Genomic DNA, 22,703 nt, shown 5'->3' on the forward strand with positions numbered 1-22,703 from the left:
ATTAATAAGATTTGATCCGGAGGTTCGATTCGGGATAGGCCAGCCGGGCTTCGCCGCCGGTCCGGCGGATGATCGTGCCGTCCGTTTCGATATGAGTCGGCCGGTCTTCGGGTTGGGGGGCCATCTCCAGCTCCAAACGGGCGCCCCGGAAGCCCAAGTCGGCCCGCACCGGCCCCAGGCCAGGCCACAGGCGCGGCCGGACCGTCAAGCCGTCCTCTTCGGGCCGCACTCCGAGCATATGATGGACGAACAAGTGGATGAGCTCGGCCCAGGTCCAGGGAATGATGCCGACCTGGGGGAAAGGCGGCGACAACCGGCGGCCGTAGAACTCGAACCACGATCCGGCGGCGGCGCCGGGGACCGAGTCCATCCAGGCCAGGACGCGCTGGACGGTCGCGAAATCGCCGGTCTCGACCGAGGCCCGGGCGATGAACAGCGACGGGAACGGCCACGGCCCCGCGGAGTCGGGCTCGGAAGTGAAATGGTAACGGCCGTAGCCGCCCCCCGTCCAGGCCTGATCCCAAAGAGTTTCCAGCGAGGCGAGAGTCAGCGCGGCCAGCGGGGATTCCGGAGGCACCAGGCCGAAGACGATCGGCAGGGCGGCCGAAGTGTCCGGGTTGAGATAGTGGACCGGTTCGGCGGCCAGCGGGACGGCGGCAGGCAGTCCCGCGTCCGGCAAGGGGACGATCGTCTCCTGAGTTTTCCCATCCAGTCCGCGCCGCTTGATGAAGCCGCGATTGTCGACCATCCGGAAGACGCGGTCTTCGAGCATGGCCTTGCGAAGGCGGGCGCTTTCGGCCATCCAGCGGGCGGCCTCCTCGCCCCGGCCGGTCAGCCGGGCCAGGACGGCACCCGCTTCCAGCCCGGCCGCTGTGGCGGCCTGGTGGATGAGCTCGATGCCCGGCTCGATCCCGTGAGCGCGGTGCCGCTCCCAGAACTCCCGCCGATTTGTAAGCAGGCCCGACGGGGCGTGGCGAAAGACCGGGAGGAGCGGGAACTCGGCCGCGGCCTTGATCTTGGCCCAGCGGCTCCGGATGAGATCCAGGTCCCCGGTCCAGAGGGCGTACTGTTTCAAGCCCAGCAACAGAAAGCCGTTCTGGTCGAGCTCGACCTCGTCGGGATCGCGGCGAACGCTGGAATCGACCGTATCGCCTTCCGGCGTCACGAAGCGGTCCAACAGCCGGGCAAACATAGTCCGAGCCCGCCGGCGCTCGCCGATCATGGCCAAGGCCGCGGCGACGACCGCCTGGTCGCGAAGCCACTCGCGGTTGTACTGCCAGAGGCTGCCGTCCACCCGGCCCGAAGCGGAAACCAGGGCGGGGAGCTGATGCTTGGCGGCCCGGAAGAACCGGTCCAGCCGCGCCTCGCCGAACGAGATGGAGGCCAGGGATTTCCAATAAGCCCGGGCGGGCGCTTCATCCGGAGGATCGTCCAGGACGGCCATCCGGATGCCGGTCCGGGCCTCATCCAGGCTGTAGCTCAAAACCGCGCGGGCCGTGCCGTCGGCCCGAAGCGTGGGGACCGCGACGATCATCGAGCCGGGGACGCCGGTCCGAATCCGGGGCACGCCGCGGCGGCGGGACAGCCCCCGGACGGAGATTTCGCGGATCAGCATGGGAGCTTCGGGATCGGGGCAAAAGAACGACTCGACCGCCTGCAAGCCGCCGGTCTTCCAGACCGCGCGCACGGCCGGGATCCCGTCGCGATCCTCCCAGGCGACTCGCAGCCCCGCCGCAGCCGGGCGAAAGCGCTTGCCGTCGGCCTCGATTTCCAGCATCGTCCCCGTCAAGCCCGCCTCCGGATCCATGGTCAACGCTTCGCGCTTCTTCCCGAGGCGTTCGGGGTCCATGATCAGAAGCCCCAGCGCAGATCCCTCCCCGGCCGGAGAGAACTGGACAGCCGCCTGAATGCGGCCGTTGCCCAGGAAAAAATAGCCGGCCTCCCGAAGCCGGGTACGGACATCGGCGGGCCCGATGGCGGGGTCGTCGTCGTAATAGTGTTCTTTGACGTCGATCATGTTCTCCCCGATCGAAGCGGCGTCGGCGCGTTCGCCGTTCAGCGTATGAAGACGATGAGGAAGCCCAGAAAAATGAATCCGGCGGCCAGGCCGGCGCCGGCGGCGCGGATCCATCCCACCCGCCGGGCCGATCGCACGGCCAGGACGCTCAAGACGATCAGCCAGGCGGCGGCCAAGATCGGGTATCCGAAGGCGACGGCCTGCTCGATCCCGGGCCCGGTCGTGAGAGCCATGATCTCCTCCTGGGAACCGCCCAAGGCCAGAAAGACGGCCAAGGCGGCGGCGAAGAACCAGATTACGATCAGCGGAACGGCCAGAGCCGGAGCTAGGACCGCCAGCATCCCCTCGAATGTCCCCTGGCTGCGGCGCCGGCTGAGCAAATAGGCGGCGCCGGCGGCGGCCAGCCAGGCCAAAAAGAACACGGGCAGAGCGAAAAAAGCTTGCAGGGCGTAATAGTTGTCGGGCGAGAATACGAGGCAAGGCGGAGCGGTGATCAAGGCCCCGGCAGCTGCCAGTCCGGCTGAGGTCAGGGCATAGAGAGCGCCGACGGCGAGGAGAGTCCGGGCGCCCGAAGCCAAGCCGCGAGGCTCGGTCGCCAGGGTCCGAAAAGTCCGCCCGGGCCGGGCGGCGATGCCGATGATCATGGCTCCGGTGGTCATGGCGTCAGGCCGTGAACAGATTCTTGCCCGCGAAGTTCGGGTCGCTGGTCAGGCTCAAGCCGAGCCGGCGCAGCCCGGACTCGTCGCCGGGCGTCGGGATGTGGGTCATGTGGACATCCGCGCCGCGCAGATCCTTGAGCTTTTCCAGGGCCATCTGGGCCGTGGGGTTGGCGGCGGCGGTGATGCTCAGCCCGATCAGGACCTCCTCGACGTCAAGGTTGGCGTTCTTGGCCCCGAGAATGTTTTCCTTGAGCCGGGATACGGCGTCCAGGACGGATGTCGAGATCAGGGGCATGGCGTCGGGGACGCCGGCCAGCCGCTTGATGGCGTTCAGGACCAGGCTCGACCCGGCGTGCATGAGGGGCGAGTTCTTGCCCGTGACGATCGAGCCGTCGGGGAGCTCCAGGGCCGCTCCGACGAACACGCCCTTGTGGCCCTTGCCCGAAGCCTGGGCTTCCGCGGCCGCCCGCCGGGCCGGCTCCACGACCTTGCGGTCCTCGGGCCGGGTCTTCATCTCCCGCATGATCAGCTCGGCCCGCTCGACCGTCTCCTTGTCGCACAGGCCCATGGCGTATTCGCACTGGTAACGGAAGAACCGCCGGATGAGCTCCTGCAGGGCGGCCTCGCGGACCGCCGCGTCGTCGATGATGCCGAACCCGGCCCGGTTGACCCCCATGTCGGTGGGCGACTTGTACATCGCCTCGCCGCCGGTGATCTTCTCCAGGATGCGGCGCAGGACGGGGAAGACCTCGACGTCGCGATTGTAGTTGATGGCCACCTGGCCGTGGGCCTCCAGGTGGAACGGATCGACCAGGTTGAAGTCGCGCAGGTCGGCGGTGGCCGCCTCGTAGGCCACGTTGACGGGATGCTTGAGGGGCAGGTTCCAGATCGGGAATGTCTCGAACTTGGCGTAGCCCGACTTCATCCCCCGCCGCCAGTCGTGGTAGAGCTGGGACAGGCAGGTGGCCAGCTTGCCGCTGCCGGGCCCGGGGCCGGTGACGACGACCAGCGGCTTATGCGTCTCGATGGGCTCGTTGGCGCCGTAGCCCGCGTCGCTGACGATCATGTCCACGTCGGTCGGGTAGCCCTTGGTGAAGCCGTGGGTGTAGACCCGCAGGCCGCGCCGCTCCAGCTTGTTCTTGAAGACGCGGGCCGAAGGCTGGTTCTCGAAGCGGGTGATGACCACCCCGTTGACTTCCACCCCCCACTCGGCCAGGTCGTCGATGAGCTTGAGGGCGTCGACGTCGTAGGTGATCCCGAAGTCGGCCCGGATCTTCTTGCGCTCGATATCGCCGGCAAAGATGCAGAGCAGGATGTCGGCCTGGTCTTTCAGCTTCTGCAGGAGGCGCATCTTGACGTTGGGATCGAAGCCGGGCAGGACCCGGGAGGCATGCATATCGAACAGAACTTTGCCGCCGAATTCGAGGTAGAGCTTGTTTTCGAATTGGGCCACGCGCTCGAGGATGGCGGCGGTCTGTTCACGGAGATACTTGTCGTTGTCGAACCCGATGCGTGCCGGCAAATTAGCCTCCTGCTTCCGGCCGGTAAAAGCCGGCTTGAAGCGGACCCATTCTAGCCGAGGCGGGAGAAGGGGTCAACGCCGCCCGACGGCGCCGCGGCCGATTGCCCGCCGCGTCGCCATCCCGTATACTGTGGCCTCGTCGCCGGAACGGTTGGGATTCCCTCTCCGTCGTTGCGAGCGACTCCCGGGAGCGCGGCAACCCCTCTCTCCACGAGTTGGCCCGGCGCCCAAAATCGAGCGGGATCGGCACCCCAAATTCGGGAGGCAAGTGATGGTCGAGACGATTCACCGAAAAACATTCAACGTTCGGAACATCGACATCGACGGCAGCGGCCTCATCCACCCCATTTCGTTCATCGACTATATCCTGGAGGCCGCCGGCGAACATGCCGGGCTGGGGGGCTTGGCCGTGACCGACCTGTTCCGCAAGGGCTTGACCTGGGTCCTATCGCGTTTCCATATCGAGTTTCGGCGCTACCCGGTATGGGGCAGGGACGTTGTGATCGAGACCTGGCCGTCGGGCCGCCAGCCCCTCTACGCGGTCCGCGATTACGTCATCACCGACGCGGACGGTCCCCTGGCCCTGGCCACGTCATCCTGGCTCATCGTCGACCTCAAGACCCGGCGCCCGGCCAGGACGGCCGAGCACCTGGAAGGATTCCCTTTACTCGAAAAGCGCGCCCTGGACGACGACTTCGCCGCCCTCCCCGCCTTGGGCCGGGAGGACGGGCGCAAGGAATTTCCCGTCTTTTTCTCCGACATCGACCTCAACCGCCATGTCACGGCGTCCGTCTACATGCACCGGGCCATGGAGACGGTCCCCGACGAGATCCTGTTCCATCGCCGCCCGGCCTCGCTCGAGGTCAACTTCCGCGGCGAGGCCTTTTACGGCGACCGCCTCCTGAGCCGGATCGAACAGCTCGAGGGCGGCGAGCCCGTCCGCTTCCTGCATCGGCTGTCCCGGGCCGCCGACGACAAGGAGCTGACTCTCCTGCGGACTTCCTGGTCCGAGCTTTAAGCGCGCCCGGCCGACCTTTCGAAGACCTGCCGTTGCCCTGGGGCCTCCGGCCGCATATAATTGCCCCGGCTCGAATAAACCCTGTCCGCCATGGAGGACTGATCCCATGACCAAAGCCGGACGATTCCTCGCCCTCCCGCTCCTCGTCCTCGCCGCGATCGGCGCCGTCGGGATGTCCGCCGGGCAGGCCCAGGCCTCCCCCGCCGTCGTCCCCGCCCCACCCGCCGCACCGGCTCTCGGCGAAGCCCTGTCCTATCTCGATCCGGCCATCCTCTCGCCCGACGAGCATGGACTTCTTCTCGTCTCTTCGCACGCCGGGAGCCTCCGCGGGCGTTTCAACGTCCCGGTCCTGCGGAAGCTCCTCGACCCCGTGCGCCGGGGCATGACCCTTGTTGTCCTCGACCAGGAATACGCCCTGGATCGTTCCGGCTTGGATTGGCTGCCCGCGCCGCTGCGCGTCGAAAACCGCCGCGAGAGGATGTTCGACCCGGCCGGATTCCTTTGCCTGCCGAAGATCGAGGATGCCGAAATCCTGCAGCAGAGCTTCCTGCCGAGCTCGGGCTGGGATATCGCGGCGAACGGCGCGGCGGCCGAACTGACCCTAAGCCGCGGCCGGGTCATTCTTCTTCAAGCCAGGCTTCTTGACCGCCTGCAGATTCCAGCGGCTTCCGCCGCCCTCGAGATCGTCCTGACCTCGGGGGGACGGGACAAGCCGGTCGTGGTCGTCGACGCCGGGACGGGAGGCGCCGACGAGGCCTCGACGGCCGTGACCGATTTCATGGCCGCCCGCGGCATCCCCTTCCTGACCCTGGGCCAGGTCATCGCGGCCAAACAGGGCGAAAGCGCCGACAAGCCCTTCCCGGCCCGATTGGACGACGACGACCTTCTGGGCTCGCTGGGCTTGCGCGGCGATCAGATGGCCAACGCCTTCCTGGAAAAGAAGGTCAAGGCGGCGGCGGCTTTACCCGCGCCGGCCACGAGAGAGGAATTCGAGAAGAGGCGGGCGGCCGCCCGGCCCGAGCTCTTGAAGGATCTCGGCCTCGATCCCCTGCCCAAGCGCACCCCGCTCAAGGCCCGGGTCACCGGCGTCCTGCCGCGGCGGGGCTATCGCATCGAGAAGGTCGTCTTCGAAAGCCGGCCCGGATTTTCCGTCACCGCCCACCTCTATGTCCCCGACGGCGCCGCCGGGCGCAAGCTGCCCGTCATCGTCAACCCGCATGGGCACTGGGGCTATAAGAAGAACGAGCCGACGGTGCAATCGCGGCTGATCGGCCAGGTCCTCCACGGCTACCTGGCCATCGTCGTCGATTCGCCCGGATTCAGCTTCGAGGGCGACAAGCGCATCGAGCGCCGCGAGGCCGGCACGCACGATGATCTGCGCCTGATCCTTGGCTCCCAGAACGCGACCAGCGTCTACGTCTGGGACCTCGTCCGGACGCTGGACTATCTGGCCACCCGGCCCGAGGCGGACATGACCCGGATCGGGCTGACCGGGGCGTCGGGCGGAGGCCTGGCCACGATGTGGGCCTTCGCCGCCGAGCCGCGCTTCACCTGCGCCGCCAGTGTCGTCTATGCCAGCAGCCTCGAGATCAACCCCAACAACGGCTGCCTCTGCAACCACGTCCCCGGCTCACTCGGGCTGGGCGACCGGGCCGACGTCATCGCCGTGCGAGCTCCCGCGCCCATCCTGATCATCGGGGCCGAGGAGGATGTCGAATTCCCGGCGGCCGGCATGCGGCTCACCGACGAGAAGCTTCGCCGGCTATGGGGGCTTTTCGGCAAGTCCGAGGACGCCTGGCTGCGGATGTTTCCGGGCGGCCACGACTACAGCCGGCCGATGCGCGAGACTGCGCTCGGCTTCTTCGACAAATATCTCCGCGGCGTCGGCGACGGCGCCCCGGTCCCTGAACCGGCTTTTGAGACCGAGCCCCCGAATTCGCCCGAGCTGTTCGTCCTGGCCGTTCCGCCCGCCAAAGCCACGACCATGCGGGATATCGCCAGGGGCATGTTCGACCGCTCCCCCAAAGACAAGTCGCCCATGGCCTATATCCGATTGAACGGCGGCCTTCCAACGGCTGTACCAACCGAACCCAAGCGGCTGGATGAAAACGGGGGCAAGATCCGAGCCGTCTTCGACTCCGAGCCGGGGCTTACGCTCCCGGCCCTTCTTTGGCCGGCCGAGGGAAGGCCGAAGGCTCTCGTCGTCCTGGTCGGGGAGAAAGGCAAAGCCGCCGCGGTCGACGAATTTCCGATCGGCCGCCTGATCAAAGCGGGGATCTCCTGCCTGGCCGTCGATCCGCGCGGCATCGGGGAGGTCAAGGGGATCGAGCTGCGCTACACGACCTACCTCGGCCAGGCGCCGGCGTTCGGCATGGGCTGGGACATCGCCCGGGCCGCGGCCGCCTTCGCGCCGGCGGGGATTCCGGTCGCCGTGGTCGGGCGCGGCCCCGCGGCCGGCCAAGCCGCGATGGCCGCCGCCCTGATCGAGCCGCGCATCGGTTTTGCGGCGGGATTGGCCACGCTGGAAACCTACGCCGACGCCTTCCGCGACGACGTCCCCCCGCTGGCTATCCAGCCCCGGGCCAATTACGCTCCGCCGCTCAAATCGCTGCGGAAGGCGATCCGGGCCGAGACCGTCTGGAGCTTCCTGGGCCGGCCCGAGCCGGACTGGCTTTCCTCCCTGCTCGATTGGGCCGGGAAATAAAAGGATCATCTCCTATCTCCGGGAAAAATGCGTGGACAGGGGTATCGGCCAACGGCGAAATCGCGAGGCCGGCGCCTTTTTCCACAACTCTCTGAGGGAACCTGGCTCTAGCCGGGCGCCGAGGGCTGATTGAGCACGCGACCATCTATCGGAATCGAAATGGAGTGGGGATGCCGCCAAGACCGGGCGATCTGGAATGCGCAGTTCCGCCCTCGCGGGGACCGTCGAAGCGACGTCCCGACGAGGACTGCGAAGCGCGGAGGCGCCGATGGAATTCTTATCTTCCGAAGGCACCTGACACTTTTAATTTTATTGATATCACCTCCCCATCCCCTCCTTCAAAGGAGGGAGTCGGTCAGCGCCTTCGGCTGCATGTGGCGAGGCGAGGCCGAAGCCGCCGGGCCGATACCCCTGGCCGCGTTTCCCGGAGATGGGAGATGAACCAAATAAAAAGGAGGAGCCCGAAGGACGGGCTCCTGCCCGTCGAGGTCGTCTTCCATCCTTCGTGGTGGCACAGGTACGCGGGCCTTTCGTTCGACCCGGATTTCTACTATCACCCCGTCCGCCGGGTGGAAGACGAACGGCGGATGGAAATGGTCTTGTTCGAGCGCTTCGGAGACCTCGGGCTGGGCGAAGATCACCGCCGCGACGTCCCGTCGATCGGGGCCGTCCACAATGCGGCCGGATTCCTGCTATCCGAGATGTTGGGCTGCCGGGTCGTATATCCCGAAGACGGCCCTCCGCTGGTCGTCCCGGCGGAACAACCGGACCTGACCCTCGATGTCGAAGCCGCTTTCGCGAGCCCGGCCTACTTGCGGTTCGAGAGGCTTATCCGGGAGCTCAAAGCCCGCTTCGGCTATGTTTCGGGCGACGTCAACTGGGCCGGCGTTCTCAATCTCGCCTTGGACCTGCGCGGCCAGGCGATCTTCCTGGATATGGTCGATCGCCCCGCAGAAGTTCACGGGTATTTCCGCCGCATCGGGCAGGTCATCGAACGATTCACGGCTCTTCTGGAACGGGAATCAGGAACGACCTCGATCTCCGTCAACCGGACGGTGCGCCATCTCGCGGCGCCGGTCTTTCTGCATTCCGAATGCGCCCTGACGATGATCTCCGTCGCTCATTACCGGGACTTCCTCTTCCCGCTCGACGAGGATTGGAGCAGACGGAAGCGGCCCTTCGGCGTCCATTACTGCGGCGCCGATCCGCATCGCTTCGCGGGCTCGTTCGTCGCCCTGCCCCATCTGGATTTTCTAGACGTGGGGTGGGGCGGGGATCTGAAGCTCCTGCGCGAGCGGCTGCCGGACACCTTCCTCAACATCCGGCTAAGCCCGGTCGAGATCGTCGGGTGGAGCGAGACCGAGATCCGGCGGGCGATCGAAGAACGCATGGAGGCGGCGGGGGATCCGCGGCGGACCGGAGTTTGCTGCATCAACATGGACGACCGGGTCACGGACGCACAGGTGCGGGCGATATTCGAGACCGTTTTCGATCTACGGCTTCGTTTCGCGGCGCGCTTTTAAACCCATCGTTTACGATTCGCCGAAGAGAGATCCCCACGCCCCGCCTTCGGCGGGACTCGGGACGACAATCCGAAGGGATTTTGGCGATCCCTTCTGCCCGGGCGCTCAGCGCGTCTTCTGGACCTTGAAATCCTCAAACAGCCCGTAGCCGACGACGGAGTAGTCCTTGCCGGCCGGACGGCCGCCTTTAGCGCCCTGCTGGAACGATCCCGGCCAGGCCCGGCCGAGCTGGGGATTGTTGTGGAAGGGTCCCAGGGTGTTCTTGAGCGTCCCGATGACGGCCACGGTGACTTCGTTTCGCCCCGGCTGAAGCGATCCGGTGATGTCCAGCTCGAAGGGGGCGAAGGCGATCAGGCCGGCCTTCTTGCCGTTGACCCGAATTTCAGCTTCCGCGCCCAGCCAGGCGCCCAGGGCCACGCGGTAGCGGGCGGCCCCCGGTCCCTCGGCCGGCACGTCGATCGTTTTGGAGTAATCCACCCGGCCGCTTTCCATGGGCATCCCCTGCCCGCTCCAGGGCCCCAACGACAGGGCTGCCGGCGGCACGACCTGGAATCCCTTGGCTTCGCCCTTGACGGCGAAATCGCCCACCAAATAGATCGGTTCGAGCTCGCTGTGAATGGTGAACGGCGCCGCCTTGAGCGTGATCGTGTTATCACCCGGCTTGACGGTCAGGGGGAAGACCCCGAAGGCCTTGTCCAGCCACCACTCGCCGGGCTTGGGCTCGACGGGCTTGCCGTTGCAGGAGACATGGAAGAGGCCGGGCCGTTCGATCACGGCGACAAGCGCGGCCGGAGCGACGCCGGGCGCTACCCGGAAATGGAACGTCGCCTCGAAGCCCGAATCGGCCGCGAACTTGTCCTTGTCCAGGATGTTGGTCTTGTACTGGACGGCGCTGTCCCAGGGGTTGCGGTCCAGGCCGTGGGCTCGGTAGGTTTTAAGCTGGGCGTCGTAGAAGTAGAGATCCTTCTCAGTCTTGCCGCCCACGGTCAGGTCGCAGTAATCCAGGGTCAGAATGTTGCCGCCCGCCCGGGCGATCACGGTCTTGGCGCCGGGAGCGGCGTCCGCCCATTCCAGGTTGGCGGGAGCCGGCACGGGCGTTGCGGGTTCGGGCGAGAGCACCAGGACCAAGCTGCCGCCCGGGGGAAGGTTAAAAGCCGCCTTTAGGCTATTGTCCGCTGCTTGGCTGGGATACGGTTCGATCTTGCCGGTCAGAGGGTCCCAGCGGCTCACGGACTTGCCGGGCCCCGCAAGCTCGCCGGCGATTCCCGCCGCCGGATCGATGTTGGCCAGGAAGACGAGCTCCCCGTCGGCGAAGGTCCGACGGTGGTGGAAGAGCATGTTGGGCATGGCGGCAGGCGCGCCTGCGACGGTGAAACGCAGGGCCGGGGCCAGGATTTCGGCCAGCTTGGCCGGCGCCTCGGCGGGTGTCGCCGTCATCCATTGTTCGGCATGCTTGGCAGCCAGGTCGGCCACGGCCTTGTCGGGACGGCCGGCGACAAAAGCAGGCGCCGGGACAAGAGCCAGAACGCGTCCGCCCTTGGCCAGGAGCTTCCCGAGCAGATCGACGGAGGGCCTTTCCAGGTTTTCCAACCCGGGTGGGAGGACGACGACATCATAGGTTTGCGGCCCGATCCGCAGGGTCTTGCCGTCGACCCGGCCGTGAGCCCGCAGAGTATCCTCGCTCCCCAGGTCGTATTCGACCTGGGCCGCTTCGAGCTCGTCAACGAAGGCCTGGAAGTCCTTGCCGATGGCCTTGATGGCGTCGGTATCCCCGCCGGGCTTATGATGCATCCAGGCGGTTGTAGTCGGCTCCAGGACCAGGATCCGGTTGTCCTGCCGGCCGGAGGAGACAACCAGCGACAGTCGGCCCAAGTAATCCCCCATCATCTTATAGTCGCCCCACCAAGGCTCGTGGTAGGAGAACGACTGCGGGTGATCGCGCTTGCGGGCGCCCATGATGGTGACGTAGGAAAGATGCTGATTGATGAAGTTGACGCCTAGGGCCAGCTCCCAGTCGGCGATCCGCTTCTGGTCGAAGAAGGTCAGATCCCAACCGCCGGCGCCGTAGGTTTCGGACATCGTCCGCGGCAGACCCATCTGGTTGGCGGCGCTGCGGATTTCCTTGACGGCCCGGGCGTTGCCGAATTGGGCGTGGGTGTCGCGCTGGAAGTCGTTCATCAGGATGTCGATGCCGGGCATGTGGGACCAGGCGGCCATAGCCAGGTTGTCCGGGCTGCTGACCGGCCGCGGCCATTCGTGCTCCCAATAATGGCCGGTGAAAGCCAGGTTGTTCTTCTGGGCATACTCGAAGTAGGGCTTGGCCCAGCCCTCGATGAAGAGGTCCAGGAGCAGGGCGTAGAAGTCGTGGCGGACGGCCTTGAAATCGCCGACGTCGTCCGTCAGCGAAGGTAGGCTCGGCCGCAAGTCGTAGCCGAACTTGGCCTGGAAGGCGGCGAAGAGCCGCGGCGTCCAGTTGAGGACGGTCATGCCCTGGCCGCCGGCCGGGCTGATCTCGGCCTCGTCCTGGAAGGAGCCGGGCACCGCGGCCCCGAACTCGGCCCCGAAGGCGGCCTTATAAGGGTCGAGGGTCAGCTCGAGAAACTTGGCCGTGACGTCAGGCCGCATGATATCGACATAGGTATATCCGCCGAACCAGGGGCTGGGTTTCTGGGCGTTGATGTCATAGACGATGTAGGCGCCCGGGCCGAACTTCTCGGTCTTCAGCCGGGCCGTGATGTCCTCGAAGCCCGCGTCCGTGCGGCGCAGGACGACGACCGGCTCGCTCTCGAAAGCGGCCGGAAGCGCCTCCATCTTGGTCATCCGCAGCCCGGACCGGGCGGCGTCGGGCATGGCCGCGGGAACGTGCCCGCCGGCGAATCCGGAGGGATAGGAGTTCTCGTCGTAGATCCAGATCTTCATCCCCAGGGACTTGCCCTTCTCGACCGCGTGCTGGAAGAGGCCGATCCATTCCGGCGTGAGGTAAGGAGTGATCAGGCCGGGGCGCGGGTGGACGAACACGCCGCCGATGCCTTTGGCTTTGAAGTCGGCCAATTGCTCGTCGATCTCCGCCTCGGTCACGCGATCGTTCCAGACCCACAGCGGGGCGCTGCGGTATTCGGCCGGGGGGTCGGCGAAGAGCGGCTGCAGGTCGGCCAGGCGTGTGGGCGGCTTGGGCAGGCCGGCCGGCAGGGGCGCAGGCTTTTCGGCGCAAGCCGCCAAGGCGATCAGGGCGGCGGCGATCGAGAGCAGGATCAGACCGGGAAGGGACGGGCGGCGAAGCGTCATGGACGGACTCCTCGTTGGGACATTGGGAGTATCTTATAACAAACTGCGCCCGGCGCAAGGGGGCTTTGATGTCGGCGCGAGCATCCGATCGCGGCTCCAGCCCAGGCTTACTTCTTCTTGACGATCTTGCCCAGGACGAAGCGCTCCCGGTACTCGACCTTTCCGTTCTTGCCGTATCGGATCCACTCGCCGTGTTTCAGGTTGTCCTTGAAATGTCCGATCTGCCAGAGGCTGCCGTCCTCGTGGTTGAAGACCCACTTCCCCTGCATCATGCCGTCGACGAACTTGCCTTGGGCCTTGATGGGGCCCGACTTGTAGAAGTAGGTCAGCCGATCACCCTTCTGCGAAGTCGCCTTTGGGCCGTTTTTGAAGTAGCTCTCTTTCATGGGATTAGGATAGCATTTTCTAGAGGGAAGAGAGAATCCCCCCGGCTGTTCGAACAGGAAGATTGCCCCGCGCGTTCCCCGCCAAAGAATCATTGGAATCTACCCCCCTGCTCCCCGTAGACGAAAGAACGATGATTATCGCACGCAGCAATGCGTTCTGATTGTCGTTGCCCTCATTGCCCAGAGCGCTCCCAATCTATTTTTATTGGTATTTACCCCCCTGCCCCCCTATGAAAATAGGGGGGAGTGGACAGCGCTCTGGGAAAGGAACGGAGAGGGCGGGATTCGAACCCGCGGTCCCGGGGTAAACCAGGACAAGCGCTTAGCAGGCGCTCCTGTTAGACCACTCCAGCACCTCTCCGCGGTACGGTTGGCCGGGTTATTCTACCATTTTTCATTCCGCCTCCAAAGCCCGGCCGCCGGCCGCGCGGAAATAAATCGCTTGACAATAACAATATCATAGTGATATCACTTTGATATACAAGGAGTGAGCCATGATCAACATCCAGGAAAAGAGCGTCTTCCAGGTCAACGGCTGGGCGATGGTGGTCGTCATCGTCGCCCTGTTCGCGGGCGCGTTTTCGATCCTCATCGGCGTCAAGCCCGATCAGACTTTTACACCTACGCTGGGAGCGGCCATCTTGCTGTTGTTGACCGGCGGCCTGCTCATCCCGGGCTTTTTCATCATCCACCCCAACGAATCCAAGGTCTTCACCTTCGTCGGCAAGTACGTCGGCACGGCGCACCGGCCAGGATTCCACTGGGCCAACCCATTCACCATCAAGAAGCGGGTGACTTTGCGGATCGTCAACCTCGACAGCCAGAAGATCAAGGTCAACGACGCCCGCGGCAACCCGATCGAGATCGCGGCCGTCATCGTCTGGCACGTCGTCGACACGGCCAAGGCCGTCTTCAACGTCGACAACTACAAGAACTTCGTGGCCATCCAGAGCGAGACGGCCGTGCGCCAGCTGGCCACCCACTACGCCTACGACTCGCACGAGAAGGACCAGGAGTCGCTGCGGGCCAACACCGAGGAGATCGCCGCCAAGCTCCGCGAGCAGGTCCAGGAGCGGCTCGACATCTCCGGCGTCCGCGTGGTCGAAGCCCGCATCTCCCACCTGGCCTATGCGCCCGAGATCGCCCAGGTCATGCTCCGCCGCCAGGCGGCCGAGGCCATCATCGCCGCCCGCCGCCAGATCGTCGACGGCGCCGTCGGCATGGTCGAGATGGCCCTGGAGCATCTGGAAGCCAAGAATGTCGTCCACCTGGACGATGAGAAGAAGGCCGCCATGGTCAACAACCTGCTGGTGGCCCTGGTCTCGGAGTCCGAGGTCCAGCCGATCATCAACACGGGGACGCTGTATTCTTGATCGAGAAGAAGAAGTTCCTTCTGCGGCTTGACGCCGACGTCCACGCGGCCCTGGAGAAATGGGCCGCGGACGAGCTGCGCAGCGTCAACGCCCAGATGGAGTTCGTCCTGAAAGAGGCGGTCCGGAAAACGGGCCGTCTCAAGCGCGAGGAGGTCGCGCCGAAATGATCGCCAAGCTGTTCGTCCTCATCGCCGCCGTCGTGGCGGCTTTCGCCGCTCTGATCGTCCTATGGGCTTTTCTGTGACGGTCGATTCATCCCACGTTTGAGGGGTTGTCTCCCACCCGGCAGTGGGATATAGTTTTTTCCATTGCCGACACTTCCGACCGGAGGACGCCATGCCGCTAACCCGCCGCCGCTTCGTAATCGTCGCCATCCTGCTCGCCGCCGCCCTGTCGTTCGCGGCCTGCGGACCGAAAGCCGCCCCGCCCGCTCCGGCCGCCGCCGGCGCCGCCGATCCCCGGCTGCAAGCCTCCTCGCGCGAGGACCTCGGCGGCTGGGTCTTCGTCCATCTTCGGGGAACGCCCCGCGAGATCGGGTTCCAGCACGGCTGGCACTTGGCCGCGGAAATCGACGATTTGCTAAAGACCATGGCCTTCTACTTCCCCAAGGCGGCCAACCGGGACTGGGCCTTCTTCCGGGAGGCGGCCGAGCGGATGTTCTGGCCCAAGCTGGACCAGGAATACAAGGACGAGATCGAAGGTATCGCCGAAGGCTTGAAAGCCCGCCGGCCCGAGCTCGGCTACGACCGGATCGACATCACAGCCCTCAACGGCTGGATCGAGCTGGCCTGGTATTACATCCCTTGGCTGGACGAAAAGGCCAAGCCCGGGGCGGGCGACAACAAGGCCCCGGCCTACTGCAGCGCCTTCGTGGCCGTCGGCGGCTACACCAAGGACGGCGGCGTCGTGATGGCCCACAACAATTGGACCGAGTATATCCTGGGCCAGCGCTGGAACGTCGTTCTGGACATCGTTCCATCTCAAGGTCAACGCATACTTATGGACGCCATGCCCGGCTATATCCACAGCGGCGACGATTTCGTCGTCAACGGGGCCGGCCTGCTCTACACCGAGACGACCATGGCCCAGTATAAGGGCTTTCGCGAGGATGGCACCCCCGAATTCGCTCGAGCCCGCAAGGCCGCCCAATACGGGGCTTCGATCGATGATTTCGTCAAATTCATGACAACGGACAGCAACGGCGCCTACGCCAACGACTGGCTGGTCGGCGACCTCAACGCCGGCGAGATCGCCCGGGTCGAGGTCGGCCTTAAGAGCCATCGCGTCTGGCGGACGAAGGACGGCTATTATGTCGGGGCCAACTTCCCGGTCGGTGAGCAGGTTATTGCCGAAGAGACGACGTTCGACCCCAAGAACACCAAGCAGTCGGTCTGCGTCCGGCGGACCCGTTGGGAACAATTGATGAAGGAGAACAAGGGGACGATCGACGCCGACAAGGCCATGGCCTTTATGGGCGATCACATCGACGCCTCGACGGGGGCCGCAGCCGACAACGCCAACGTCCTCTGCGGACACGTCGAGGGAGACGCCAAGGGCTTGCCGGAATTCTCCTGGGCGCCCCACTACCCCGGCGGCGCGGTGCAGGGCAAGGTCACGACGGGAGCCCTGGCCAAGGGGCTCAAGCTCTGGGGCCGGATGGGCCATCCCTGCGGCCGCGATTTCGTCGCCGCCGAATTCGTCAAGGCGCGGCCCGAGTGGGCCTGGCAGATTCCTTATCTCAAGGACATGAAGGCCAATCCCTGGACGCTGTTTGAAGCCAAGAAGTAAGCCCGAGGAAAACCCCATGACGATCCCTCTGCGCCGGCTCGGAAAATCCGATCTGATGGTCACCCCGGTCGGGCTGGGCTGCTGGCAGTTCAGCCAGGGCCGAGGCCTGATGAAGTATTGGCCCGCCCTGCCCGAGGAGGAGATCGAAGCCATCGTCGCCGCCTCGCTCGACGGGGGCATCAACTGGTTCGATACGGCGGAGGCCTACGGCAACGGCGCCTCCGAGAAACAGCTCTCAAGAGTTCTGCAGAAAGCGGGGCGGCTCCCGAGCGACGTGATCGTGGCCACCAAGTGGATGCCGGTTCTGCGCCGGGCCAAGAGCATCGGCGAGACGATCGCGGAGCGTATCGAGTGCCTGGCCCCCTTCCCGATCGATCTCTACCAGATCCACAACCCGACCTCGCTGTCCTCGACCGAAAAGCAGGTCCGGGCCATGGCCGCCCTGGTCAAGGCGAAGAAGATCCGCTATGTCGGCGTCTCCAACTTCGGCGCCGGGCGAATGCGGGAGGCTCACCGCGTCCTGGCCGAAGAAGGCATCCCCCTCGTCTCGAATCAAGTCCATTACAGCCTGATGCACCGCAAGATCGAGACAAGCGGCGTGCTCGACGCAGCCAAGGAGCTGGGCATCTCGATCATCGCCTATTCCCCGCTCGAGCAGGGTGTCCTGACCGGCCGCTTCCACGACGACCCCGGCCAGCTCAAGGCCCTCGCCGGCATGCGCAAGTGGCGGGGCTTCTATCGTCACAAAGCCCTGGCGAAGAGCCGCGAGCTGATCGATGCCCTGAAGGACGTCGCCTCGCGGCACGGGGCCACACCGGCCCAGGTCGCCTTGAACTGGCTGTTCAGCTTCAGCGGCGACGCCGTGGTCGTCATCCCGGGCGCCACGAAAAGAACCCAGGCCGAGTCCAACACTAAGTCGATGACTTTCACTCTCGGCTCGGCCGAGCTGGCCTGCCTGGACGAGATCTCGCGGCCGCTGCGGGACGAATAAGCGACGCCGCCCGGGCGGCCCGGCCGGCTGACCGGATCGCCCCTCGGCCCGCGCCGTCCTCTCTCGATTGGGCCTGTCGCCCGAAAATGGTATATTCTTCCTTCGATCGTTTTCAAGGAGGTTTCGGATGAAACGATGTTTTATCGTCCTGCTTTCCCTGGCCCTCATCATACCCGCCATGGCCCAGGAAAAGCCGCAAAAAGAAGACCCGGCCAAGCCGCAGGCGCAGGCCGCTCCGGTCAAGCCGGAGACGCCTCCGGCCAAGCCCCAGGATAGCGAGCCCAAGCCCTACGACAAGGTCGTCACTCCGGAGTTCAAGACCCAAATCGGCGTTTTCAAGGCCCACACGTCCAAGGGCAAACTCCTGCTCGAGATCCCCACGGGCGAGCTGGGCAAGGACTTCCTGCTGGTCGTCCAGATCAAGAAGAGCCCCGCCGCCTCGAGCTACCCCGGCCAGGAAGTCGACGACATGGTTGTCCGCTGGGAGCTGCGAGAGAACAAGGTTCTGCTGCGAGTTGTTTCCTACGCCAACATCGCCGACCCCAACGACCCGATCAAGAAGGCCGTCGACGCCATGAACACGGCCACGATCATGATGGCTTTCAATGTCGAGGCCCTGGCCGCGGACGGCTCCCCGGTCATCGACGCCACGAAGCTCTTCACCTCCGACGTCAACGAAATCCCGGTCAAGAAGACGCTGGGCGGCCTGAACATCGACGCCTCCCGCACCTTCCTGGATAAAGTCCGGGTCTTCCCGCTAAACCTGAACGTCGAAGCCCTCCAAACGTTCAACCCCAAGCCGGCCCAGCTTCCGGCCGGGTTCCCGCCCCAGTTCGCCGACATGATGCCGTCTCCTCCCAGTCCGACGGCGGTCGTGCACTACTCCTTCGTCAAGCTGCCCGAAAAGCAGATGATGGGCCGACTGCTCGATAACCGGGCCCCTTATTTCTCCCAGAGCCACACCGATTACAGCCGTCCCGACCACGAGACCACGGTCGTGGATTACATCGCCCGCTGGCGGCTGGAGAAGAAGAACCCGGCCGCGGCCAAGAGCGAACCGGTCAAGCCGATCGTCTTTTATGTCGACCCGGCCACGCCCAAGAAGTGGGTCCCTTACGTCAAGAAGGGCATCGAAGCCTGGCAGCCCGCCTTTGAGGAAGCCGGTTTCCTGAAGGCCATCGTAGCCAAGGAAGCGCCGACGCCGCAGGAAGACCCCGACTGGTCGGCCGACGACGCCCGCTATTCGGTCGTCCGCTGGGTGCCCTCGACCACGGCCAACGCCATGGGCCCGCACGTTTCCGACCCCCGGAGCGGCGAGATCCTCGAGGCCGACGTCGAGATTTACCACAACGTCCAGCAGCTGGCCCGCGATTGGTATTGGGTCCAGTCGGGCCCGCTCGACCCCCGCGTCAAGACCCTGCCGATGCCCGACGAAGTGATGGGCGACATCCTCCTCTACATCATCACCCATGAGGTCGGCCACTCGCTGGGCCTGCCCCACAACTTCAAGGCCTCGGCTCTTTACACCATCGAACAGATCCGGGACAAAAATTGGGTCAAGAAGAACAGCCATGTGCCGACCCTGATGGACTACGCCCGGTTCAACTACGTGGCCCAGCCCGAGGACAAGATCGATCCCAAAGATCTCATCCCCAAGATCGGCCCCTACGACAACTTCATCATCAAGTGGGGCTACACGCCGATTCCGACGGCTAAGACCCCGGACGCAGAAAAGCCGACTTTAAACGAATGGATCAAGGTGCAGGACACGACCCCCTACCTGCGCTTCAGCACGGCCGGCACCCGCGGTACCGACCCCGGCGAAGAAACCGAGGCCGTGGGCGATATCGACGCCGTCAAAGCCACGACTCTCGGGTTCAAAAACCTGCAGCGGGTGATCGCCATGCTGCCGGGAGCGACGCTCAAGCCGCTCGAGGATTACCGGCAGTTCGACCATATGTACCAGGCCATCTGGGACCAGGCCCGGCTCGAAGTCGGCCACGTGGCCAACATCATCGGCGGCTACGACAGCGTGCCCAAGGCCGGCACGGCCCCCGGCGTGCGGTTCACGCCGATCGCCAAGGCCCGCCAGGCCGAGGCCGTCGCCTTCCTGAACGCCAACGTCTTCAAGACCCCGGATTGGCTTTTGCCGACCGACGTCCTGCGCAAGCTGGAGCCGACGAGCGGACAAGCCCGCGTCCTGGCCCTCCAGCAGGCCGCGCTCAACGGCATCCTCGGCTCGGCGCGCCTCCTGCGCCTCCAGGAGCACGAGGCCATCCTCGGCGATCAGGCCTACACGACGGTCCAGATGCTGGCCGACCTTCGAGGCGGCATTCTGACCGAGTTCATGGGCGACATGTCCGCCAAGGTCGATCCCTACCGGCGCAATCTCCAAAGAGCCTATGTCGATCTGCTGTGCGCCCGCCTGGCTCCCCCGGCGGCGGCAGCGGCCGTCACGGCCTTGAAAGACGACAGCCGCGGCGCCTTCCGGGCCGAGCTGCGGACCATCCTGAACCTCCTTCGTAATAATAAGTCGACGGATGCCGCCACCAAGATCCATGCAGCCGACCTGCTGGATCTGATCACCCAGTCCCTCGATCCCAAAAAGTAACGCGACTGCCGTCCAACTGCCCCCCGCCCGCCTCGCGCGGGCGGGGGGATTCGCTCCCTTGCGAGGTCTGTCATGCGAATTGTTCCCATCCTGGCCGCGCTCGCCCTTCTGACGACCAGCCTCGCCGCACCCGCCCCCACTCCCGCCGTGATCCAGTCTCCCGATTTAGCAGCCGGCTTCCGCCAAGTCCCGGTCGAATCCCGGATGCGGCTCTACTGGCGCGTCTTTGGCCCGGCCTGGACCGAACCCGAGATCGACCGCCAATTGGCTTTCATCAAGAGCTCCGGAGTGGGCGGAGTGACCGTCTACTTTCTCTACCCCGTCGAATTGGACGACGCGGCCCGCGGCGTCTTCAACCAGAGATTCGGCTCGCCCGAATTCCTTCGGACCTTCGGATACGCCGCCCGAAAAGCCGCGGCGCTGGGCCTCACTTTTTCCGTCAACGGCGGAACGGGCTGGCCTTTCGGAGGCCCCGCCGTCGAGCCGCGCGACGCCGCGCTGCGCCTTCGCCGAGTCCTCGGCACGAAAGGCACGCCGCCGCCAAAAGAGCTGGTGAGTCTCGCGCCCGGCGAATCGATCGTCGCCGCGTTCCAAGGCCGCAAGGACATCACTGCCGCCGTCCGCGCGAAGCGCCTGCCTGACCCGCTCACCGTCGACATCATCGCTTTCATTTCCGGCCCGACCGGCCAACAGGTCAAGCGGGCGTCCTTCGGCGGCGAGGGCCAAGTGTTGAGCCATTACGACCAGGCCGCCCTGGAGCGCTGGCTGGCCAAAGTCGCTCAGCCGCTGTTCGACGCCGCGCCCGGATTGATCCGCGGCTTCGGTTGCGACAGCCTCGAGGTCTACCGCTCGAACTGGGCGCCCGATCTACCCAAAGAATTCAAGCGACGGCGGGGCTACGACCTGATTCCGCGGCTGCCCGAGCTATTCGACGAGGCCGCGCCGGCCCGCCGGGACCTGCGTCACGATTTCTGGCGGACGCTGGCCGAGCTGGTCGAAGAGCGCTTCATCGTTCCGTTGGGCCGCTGGTGCGATCGGCGCGGGGCTGTTCTCGAAATGGAGCCTTACGGAACGCCGCCCAACCCCATGACAGCCGGCGGGGCGATCTCCCTCCCGACTGGGGAACATTACGAATGGCGCGGGTATTGCGTCCAGCGCTATGTATCCTCGATGGCCAGGATCGCGGGGCACAACGTAGTCGGCGCCGAAGCCTGGACTTGGTCGGGGATACCCAATCGTCTGGGCGACAGTCTGAGCGACCTCAAAGTCGTCAGCGACATGACCTTCCTCGCCGGGGCCAACGATCTGACGGGCGTGGATTTCCCCTATTCTCCTGCTGTCGCCGGAACGCCCGGCTGGATGCCCTACTACGGCCCCACGCTGGGCCCGGGAAATCCTCAATGGGCGTTCTTTCCCGCGCTCGGGGACTATCTCAACCGCTGCCAATGGCTGCTCCGCCAGGGCGAGCCGGTGCGTAAGGTCGCCGTCTATCTCCCAATCGAAGACATCCTTTCCGACGGCTCGGCCGACCGGATGCTGCTGGATTTCGCCCTCAAGGATAAGCTTGTGACCGGCGCCCCGACCAGCGAATTCGGGCTGCGCAACGCGCTTCGACACCATTCCGACCTCCTGGACGGCATCGTCTCGGCGGGGTTCGAATACGACGGGATCGATTTCTGGGCCGTTGAGCGCCTGGGCGCGGTCAAGGACCGCCGCCTCGTCGTCGGCCGGGCCGAATTCGAAGCCCTCGTCCTGCCGAATCTCGAACGCCTCGACCTCGAAGCTCTGGAACGCGTCGCCGCCTTCTGCCGCGCCGGGGGGACCGTAGTGGCGACCCGCAGACTCCCCGGCCGGATCCCCGGCCTGCGGGGAGTCCAGGGACTGCCACGTCTGCGCCGGCTTCTGTCCGATCTGTTCGGCGAGTCGCCCCAGCCGGGAGTATGGCACGCCTGCGGCCGCGGGCGCGCCGTCCTGGTGACCGAAGATAAGGGAGCGGGAGAGATCCTGGCAACCGCAATTGTTCCCCAAATTCGCTTCAGCGACAAGCCCCTTGACGTCGGCTTCGTCCACAGACGAGCCGGGGAGCGGGATATCTATTTTCTGGCCAATGTCGGAGCCGAGGACGCCGCCTTTACGGTCGATTGGCCGGGCGAGACGCGTCCGATCGAAGTATGGGACGCGTTTCGCTCCGAAATCCGCAGCACCGACCCGAAAGGCAAGGCCATGGAAATCCACCTGTCGGCACGCGGTTCTTTGTTCCTCGTCGCCGGAGGAAAGACCTCGAATGCGCTGGCCCCCCGATCGGCCCAGCCGCCCCCTCCCGACAGGATCGTGCCGATCAAGACCGAATGGACTCTCCAATTCGACGGGCCGGAGGCCCCTCCGTCAATCCAGCTATCAGACCTCGTCTCCTGGACAGAGATACCGGCCGGAAAGTTTTTCTCGGGGCTGGGGGCCTACGCCGCGGATTTCATCTGGGAGGGTCCGCTGCCGGAGCGCGCGCGGCTGGCCTTCGACCAGATCCGGGAAGCGGCGGAGATCCGGTTGAACGGGATCCCGCTCGGAGTTCTTTTCAACCCGCCGCTCGAGGTCGATATCACCGCGGCGCTACGACCGGGCCGTAATCGGCTCGAGGTCACTGTAGCCAACTTGCCCCTCAATCGGTTTCTGGGGCTCCCCGATCAGGACCTCGAGCCCTTGAGGAAGGAATATGGAAACCGTTTCGCCGCGCCGGAAGAGAAAAAATCCGCCGGCGGCCCGGCTCCTTCGGGGTTGATCGGTCCCGTCCGTCTGATCGTCTACGACAAGCGCTGACGACTCGCCCTT

14 protein-coding genes and 1 tRNA gene are annotated in these 22,703 nt (G+C 65.3%); 9 read left to right on the forward strand and 6 right to left on the reverse strand.

Annotation, left to right across the window (positions count from 1 at the left end):
• Window position 1: 1 nt before the first annotated feature.
• The 3 genes from NTZ26_12430 to NTZ26_12440 are packed head-to-tail and all read right to left on the reverse strand — an operon-like array spanning window position 2 to window position 4,198.
• Window positions 2-2,017 carry a hypothetical protein gene (locus NTZ26_12430; GenBank protein ID MCX6561306.1) on the reverse strand — a complete coding sequence of 672 codons (2,016 nt, stop codon included), beginning with the start codon at window positions 2,015-2,017 and terminating at the stop codon, window positions 2-4.
• A 38-nt stretch (window positions 2,018-2,055) separates the two neighbouring features.
• Window positions 2,056-2,676, reverse strand: a complete 621-nt coding sequence (locus NTZ26_12435) for a YIP1 family protein (GenBank protein MCX6561307.1) — start codon at window positions 2,674-2,676, stop codon at window positions 2,056-2,058.
• A gap of 4 nt (window positions 2,677-2,680) precedes the next feature.
• Complete coding sequence (locus tag NTZ26_12440) at window positions 2,681-4,198, reverse strand: DUF1846 domain-containing protein (GenBank protein MCX6561308.1); 1,518 nt, start codon at window positions 4,196-4,198, stop codon at window positions 2,681-2,683.
• Between the two features lie 271 nt (window positions 4,199-4,469).
• Between NTZ26_12440 and NTZ26_12445 the strand changes: the two genes are divergently transcribed.
• From NTZ26_12445 to NTZ26_12455, 3 genes are all read left to right on the forward strand, one after another.
• Window positions 4,470-5,216, forward strand: a complete 747-nt coding sequence (locus NTZ26_12445; GenBank protein ID MCX6561309.1) for a thioesterase — start codon at window positions 4,470-4,472, stop codon at window positions 5,214-5,216.
• 106 nt (window positions 5,217-5,322) lie between these two features.
• Window positions 5,323-7,920 carry a dienelactone hydrolase family protein gene (locus NTZ26_12450; GenBank protein ID MCX6561310.1) on the forward strand — a complete coding sequence of 866 codons (2,598 nt, stop codon included), beginning with the start codon at window positions 5,323-5,325 and terminating at the stop codon, window positions 7,918-7,920.
• A gap of 437 nt (window positions 7,921-8,357) precedes the next feature.
• The gene (locus tag NTZ26_12455; GenBank protein ID MCX6561311.1) at window positions 8,358-9,443 is read left to right on the forward strand and encodes a hypothetical protein; all 1,086 of its coding nucleotides are present in this window, start codon (window positions 8,358-8,360) and stop codon (window positions 9,441-9,443) included.
• A gap of 105 nt (window positions 9,444-9,548) precedes the next feature.
• On the opposite strand, the gene NTZ26_12460 is transcribed toward NTZ26_12455, so the two are convergent.
• The 3 genes from NTZ26_12460 to NTZ26_12470 all read right to left on the reverse strand — a co-directional run bounded on the left by NTZ26_12460 (window position 9,549) and on the right by NTZ26_12470 (window position 13,475).
• The gene (locus NTZ26_12460; protein MCX6561312.1) at window positions 9,549-12,728 is read right to left on the reverse strand and encodes a glycosyl hydrolase; all 3,180 of its coding nucleotides are present in this window, start codon (window positions 12,726-12,728) and stop codon (window positions 9,549-9,551) included.
• A gap of 107 nt (window positions 12,729-12,835) precedes the next feature.
• Window positions 12,836-13,114: a hypothetical protein gene (locus NTZ26_12465; GenBank protein MCX6561313.1), complete on the reverse strand. Its 279-nt coding sequence runs from the start codon at window positions 13,112-13,114 to the stop codon at window positions 12,836-12,838.
• Window positions 13,115-13,384: 270 nt separating this feature from the next.
• Window positions 13,385-13,475: transfer RNA gene (locus NTZ26_12470), tRNA-Ser, on the reverse strand.
• A 133-nt stretch (window positions 13,476-13,608) separates the two neighbouring features.
• Between NTZ26_12470 and NTZ26_12475 the strand changes: the two genes are divergently transcribed.
• The 6 genes from NTZ26_12475 (at window position 13,609) to NTZ26_12500 (ending at window position 22,691) form a co-directional block, all read left to right on the forward strand.
• The gene (locus NTZ26_12475) at window positions 13,609-14,487 is read left to right on the forward strand and encodes an SPFH domain-containing protein (protein ID MCX6561314.1); all 879 of its coding nucleotides are present in this window, start codon (window positions 13,609-13,611) and stop codon (window positions 14,485-14,487) included.
• Window positions 14,484-14,654, forward strand: coding sequence for a hypothetical protein (locus tag NTZ26_12480; protein ID MCX6561315.1), 171 nt, complete (start codon window positions 14,484-14,486; stop codon window positions 14,652-14,654). Before NTZ26_12475 ends, NTZ26_12480 begins: the two co-directional genes overlap by 4 nt.
• A 169-nt stretch (window positions 14,655-14,823) precedes the next feature.
• The gene (locus NTZ26_12485; GenBank protein ID MCX6561316.1) at window positions 14,824-16,275 is read left to right on the forward strand and encodes a C45 family autoproteolytic acyltransferase/hydrolase; all 1,452 of its coding nucleotides are present in this window, start codon (window positions 14,824-14,826) and stop codon (window positions 16,273-16,275) included.
• A 16-nt stretch (window positions 16,276-16,291) separates the two neighbouring features.
• Entirely contained in the window at window positions 16,292-17,266 is a 975-nt protein-coding gene (locus tag NTZ26_12490; protein MCX6561317.1) for an aldo/keto reductase, read from the forward strand.
• A 127-nt stretch (window positions 17,267-17,393) separates the two neighbouring features.
• The gene (locus NTZ26_12495) at window positions 17,394-19,877 is read left to right on the forward strand and encodes a zinc-dependent metalloprotease (GenBank protein ID MCX6561318.1); all 2,484 of its coding nucleotides are present in this window, start codon (window positions 17,394-17,396) and stop codon (window positions 19,875-19,877) included.
• 72 nt (window positions 19,878-19,949) lie between these two features.
• Window positions 19,950-22,691, forward strand: coding sequence for a glycosyl hydrolase (locus NTZ26_12500; protein MCX6561319.1), 2,742 nt, complete (start codon window positions 19,950-19,952; stop codon window positions 22,689-22,691).
• Window positions 22,692-22,703: the final 12 nt, after the last annotated feature.

The organism is Candidatus Aminicenantes bacterium (genome assembly GCA_026393855.1).
Taxonomy (GTDB): domain Bacteria; phylum Acidobacteriota; class Aminicenantia; order Aminicenantales; family UBA4085; genus UBA4085.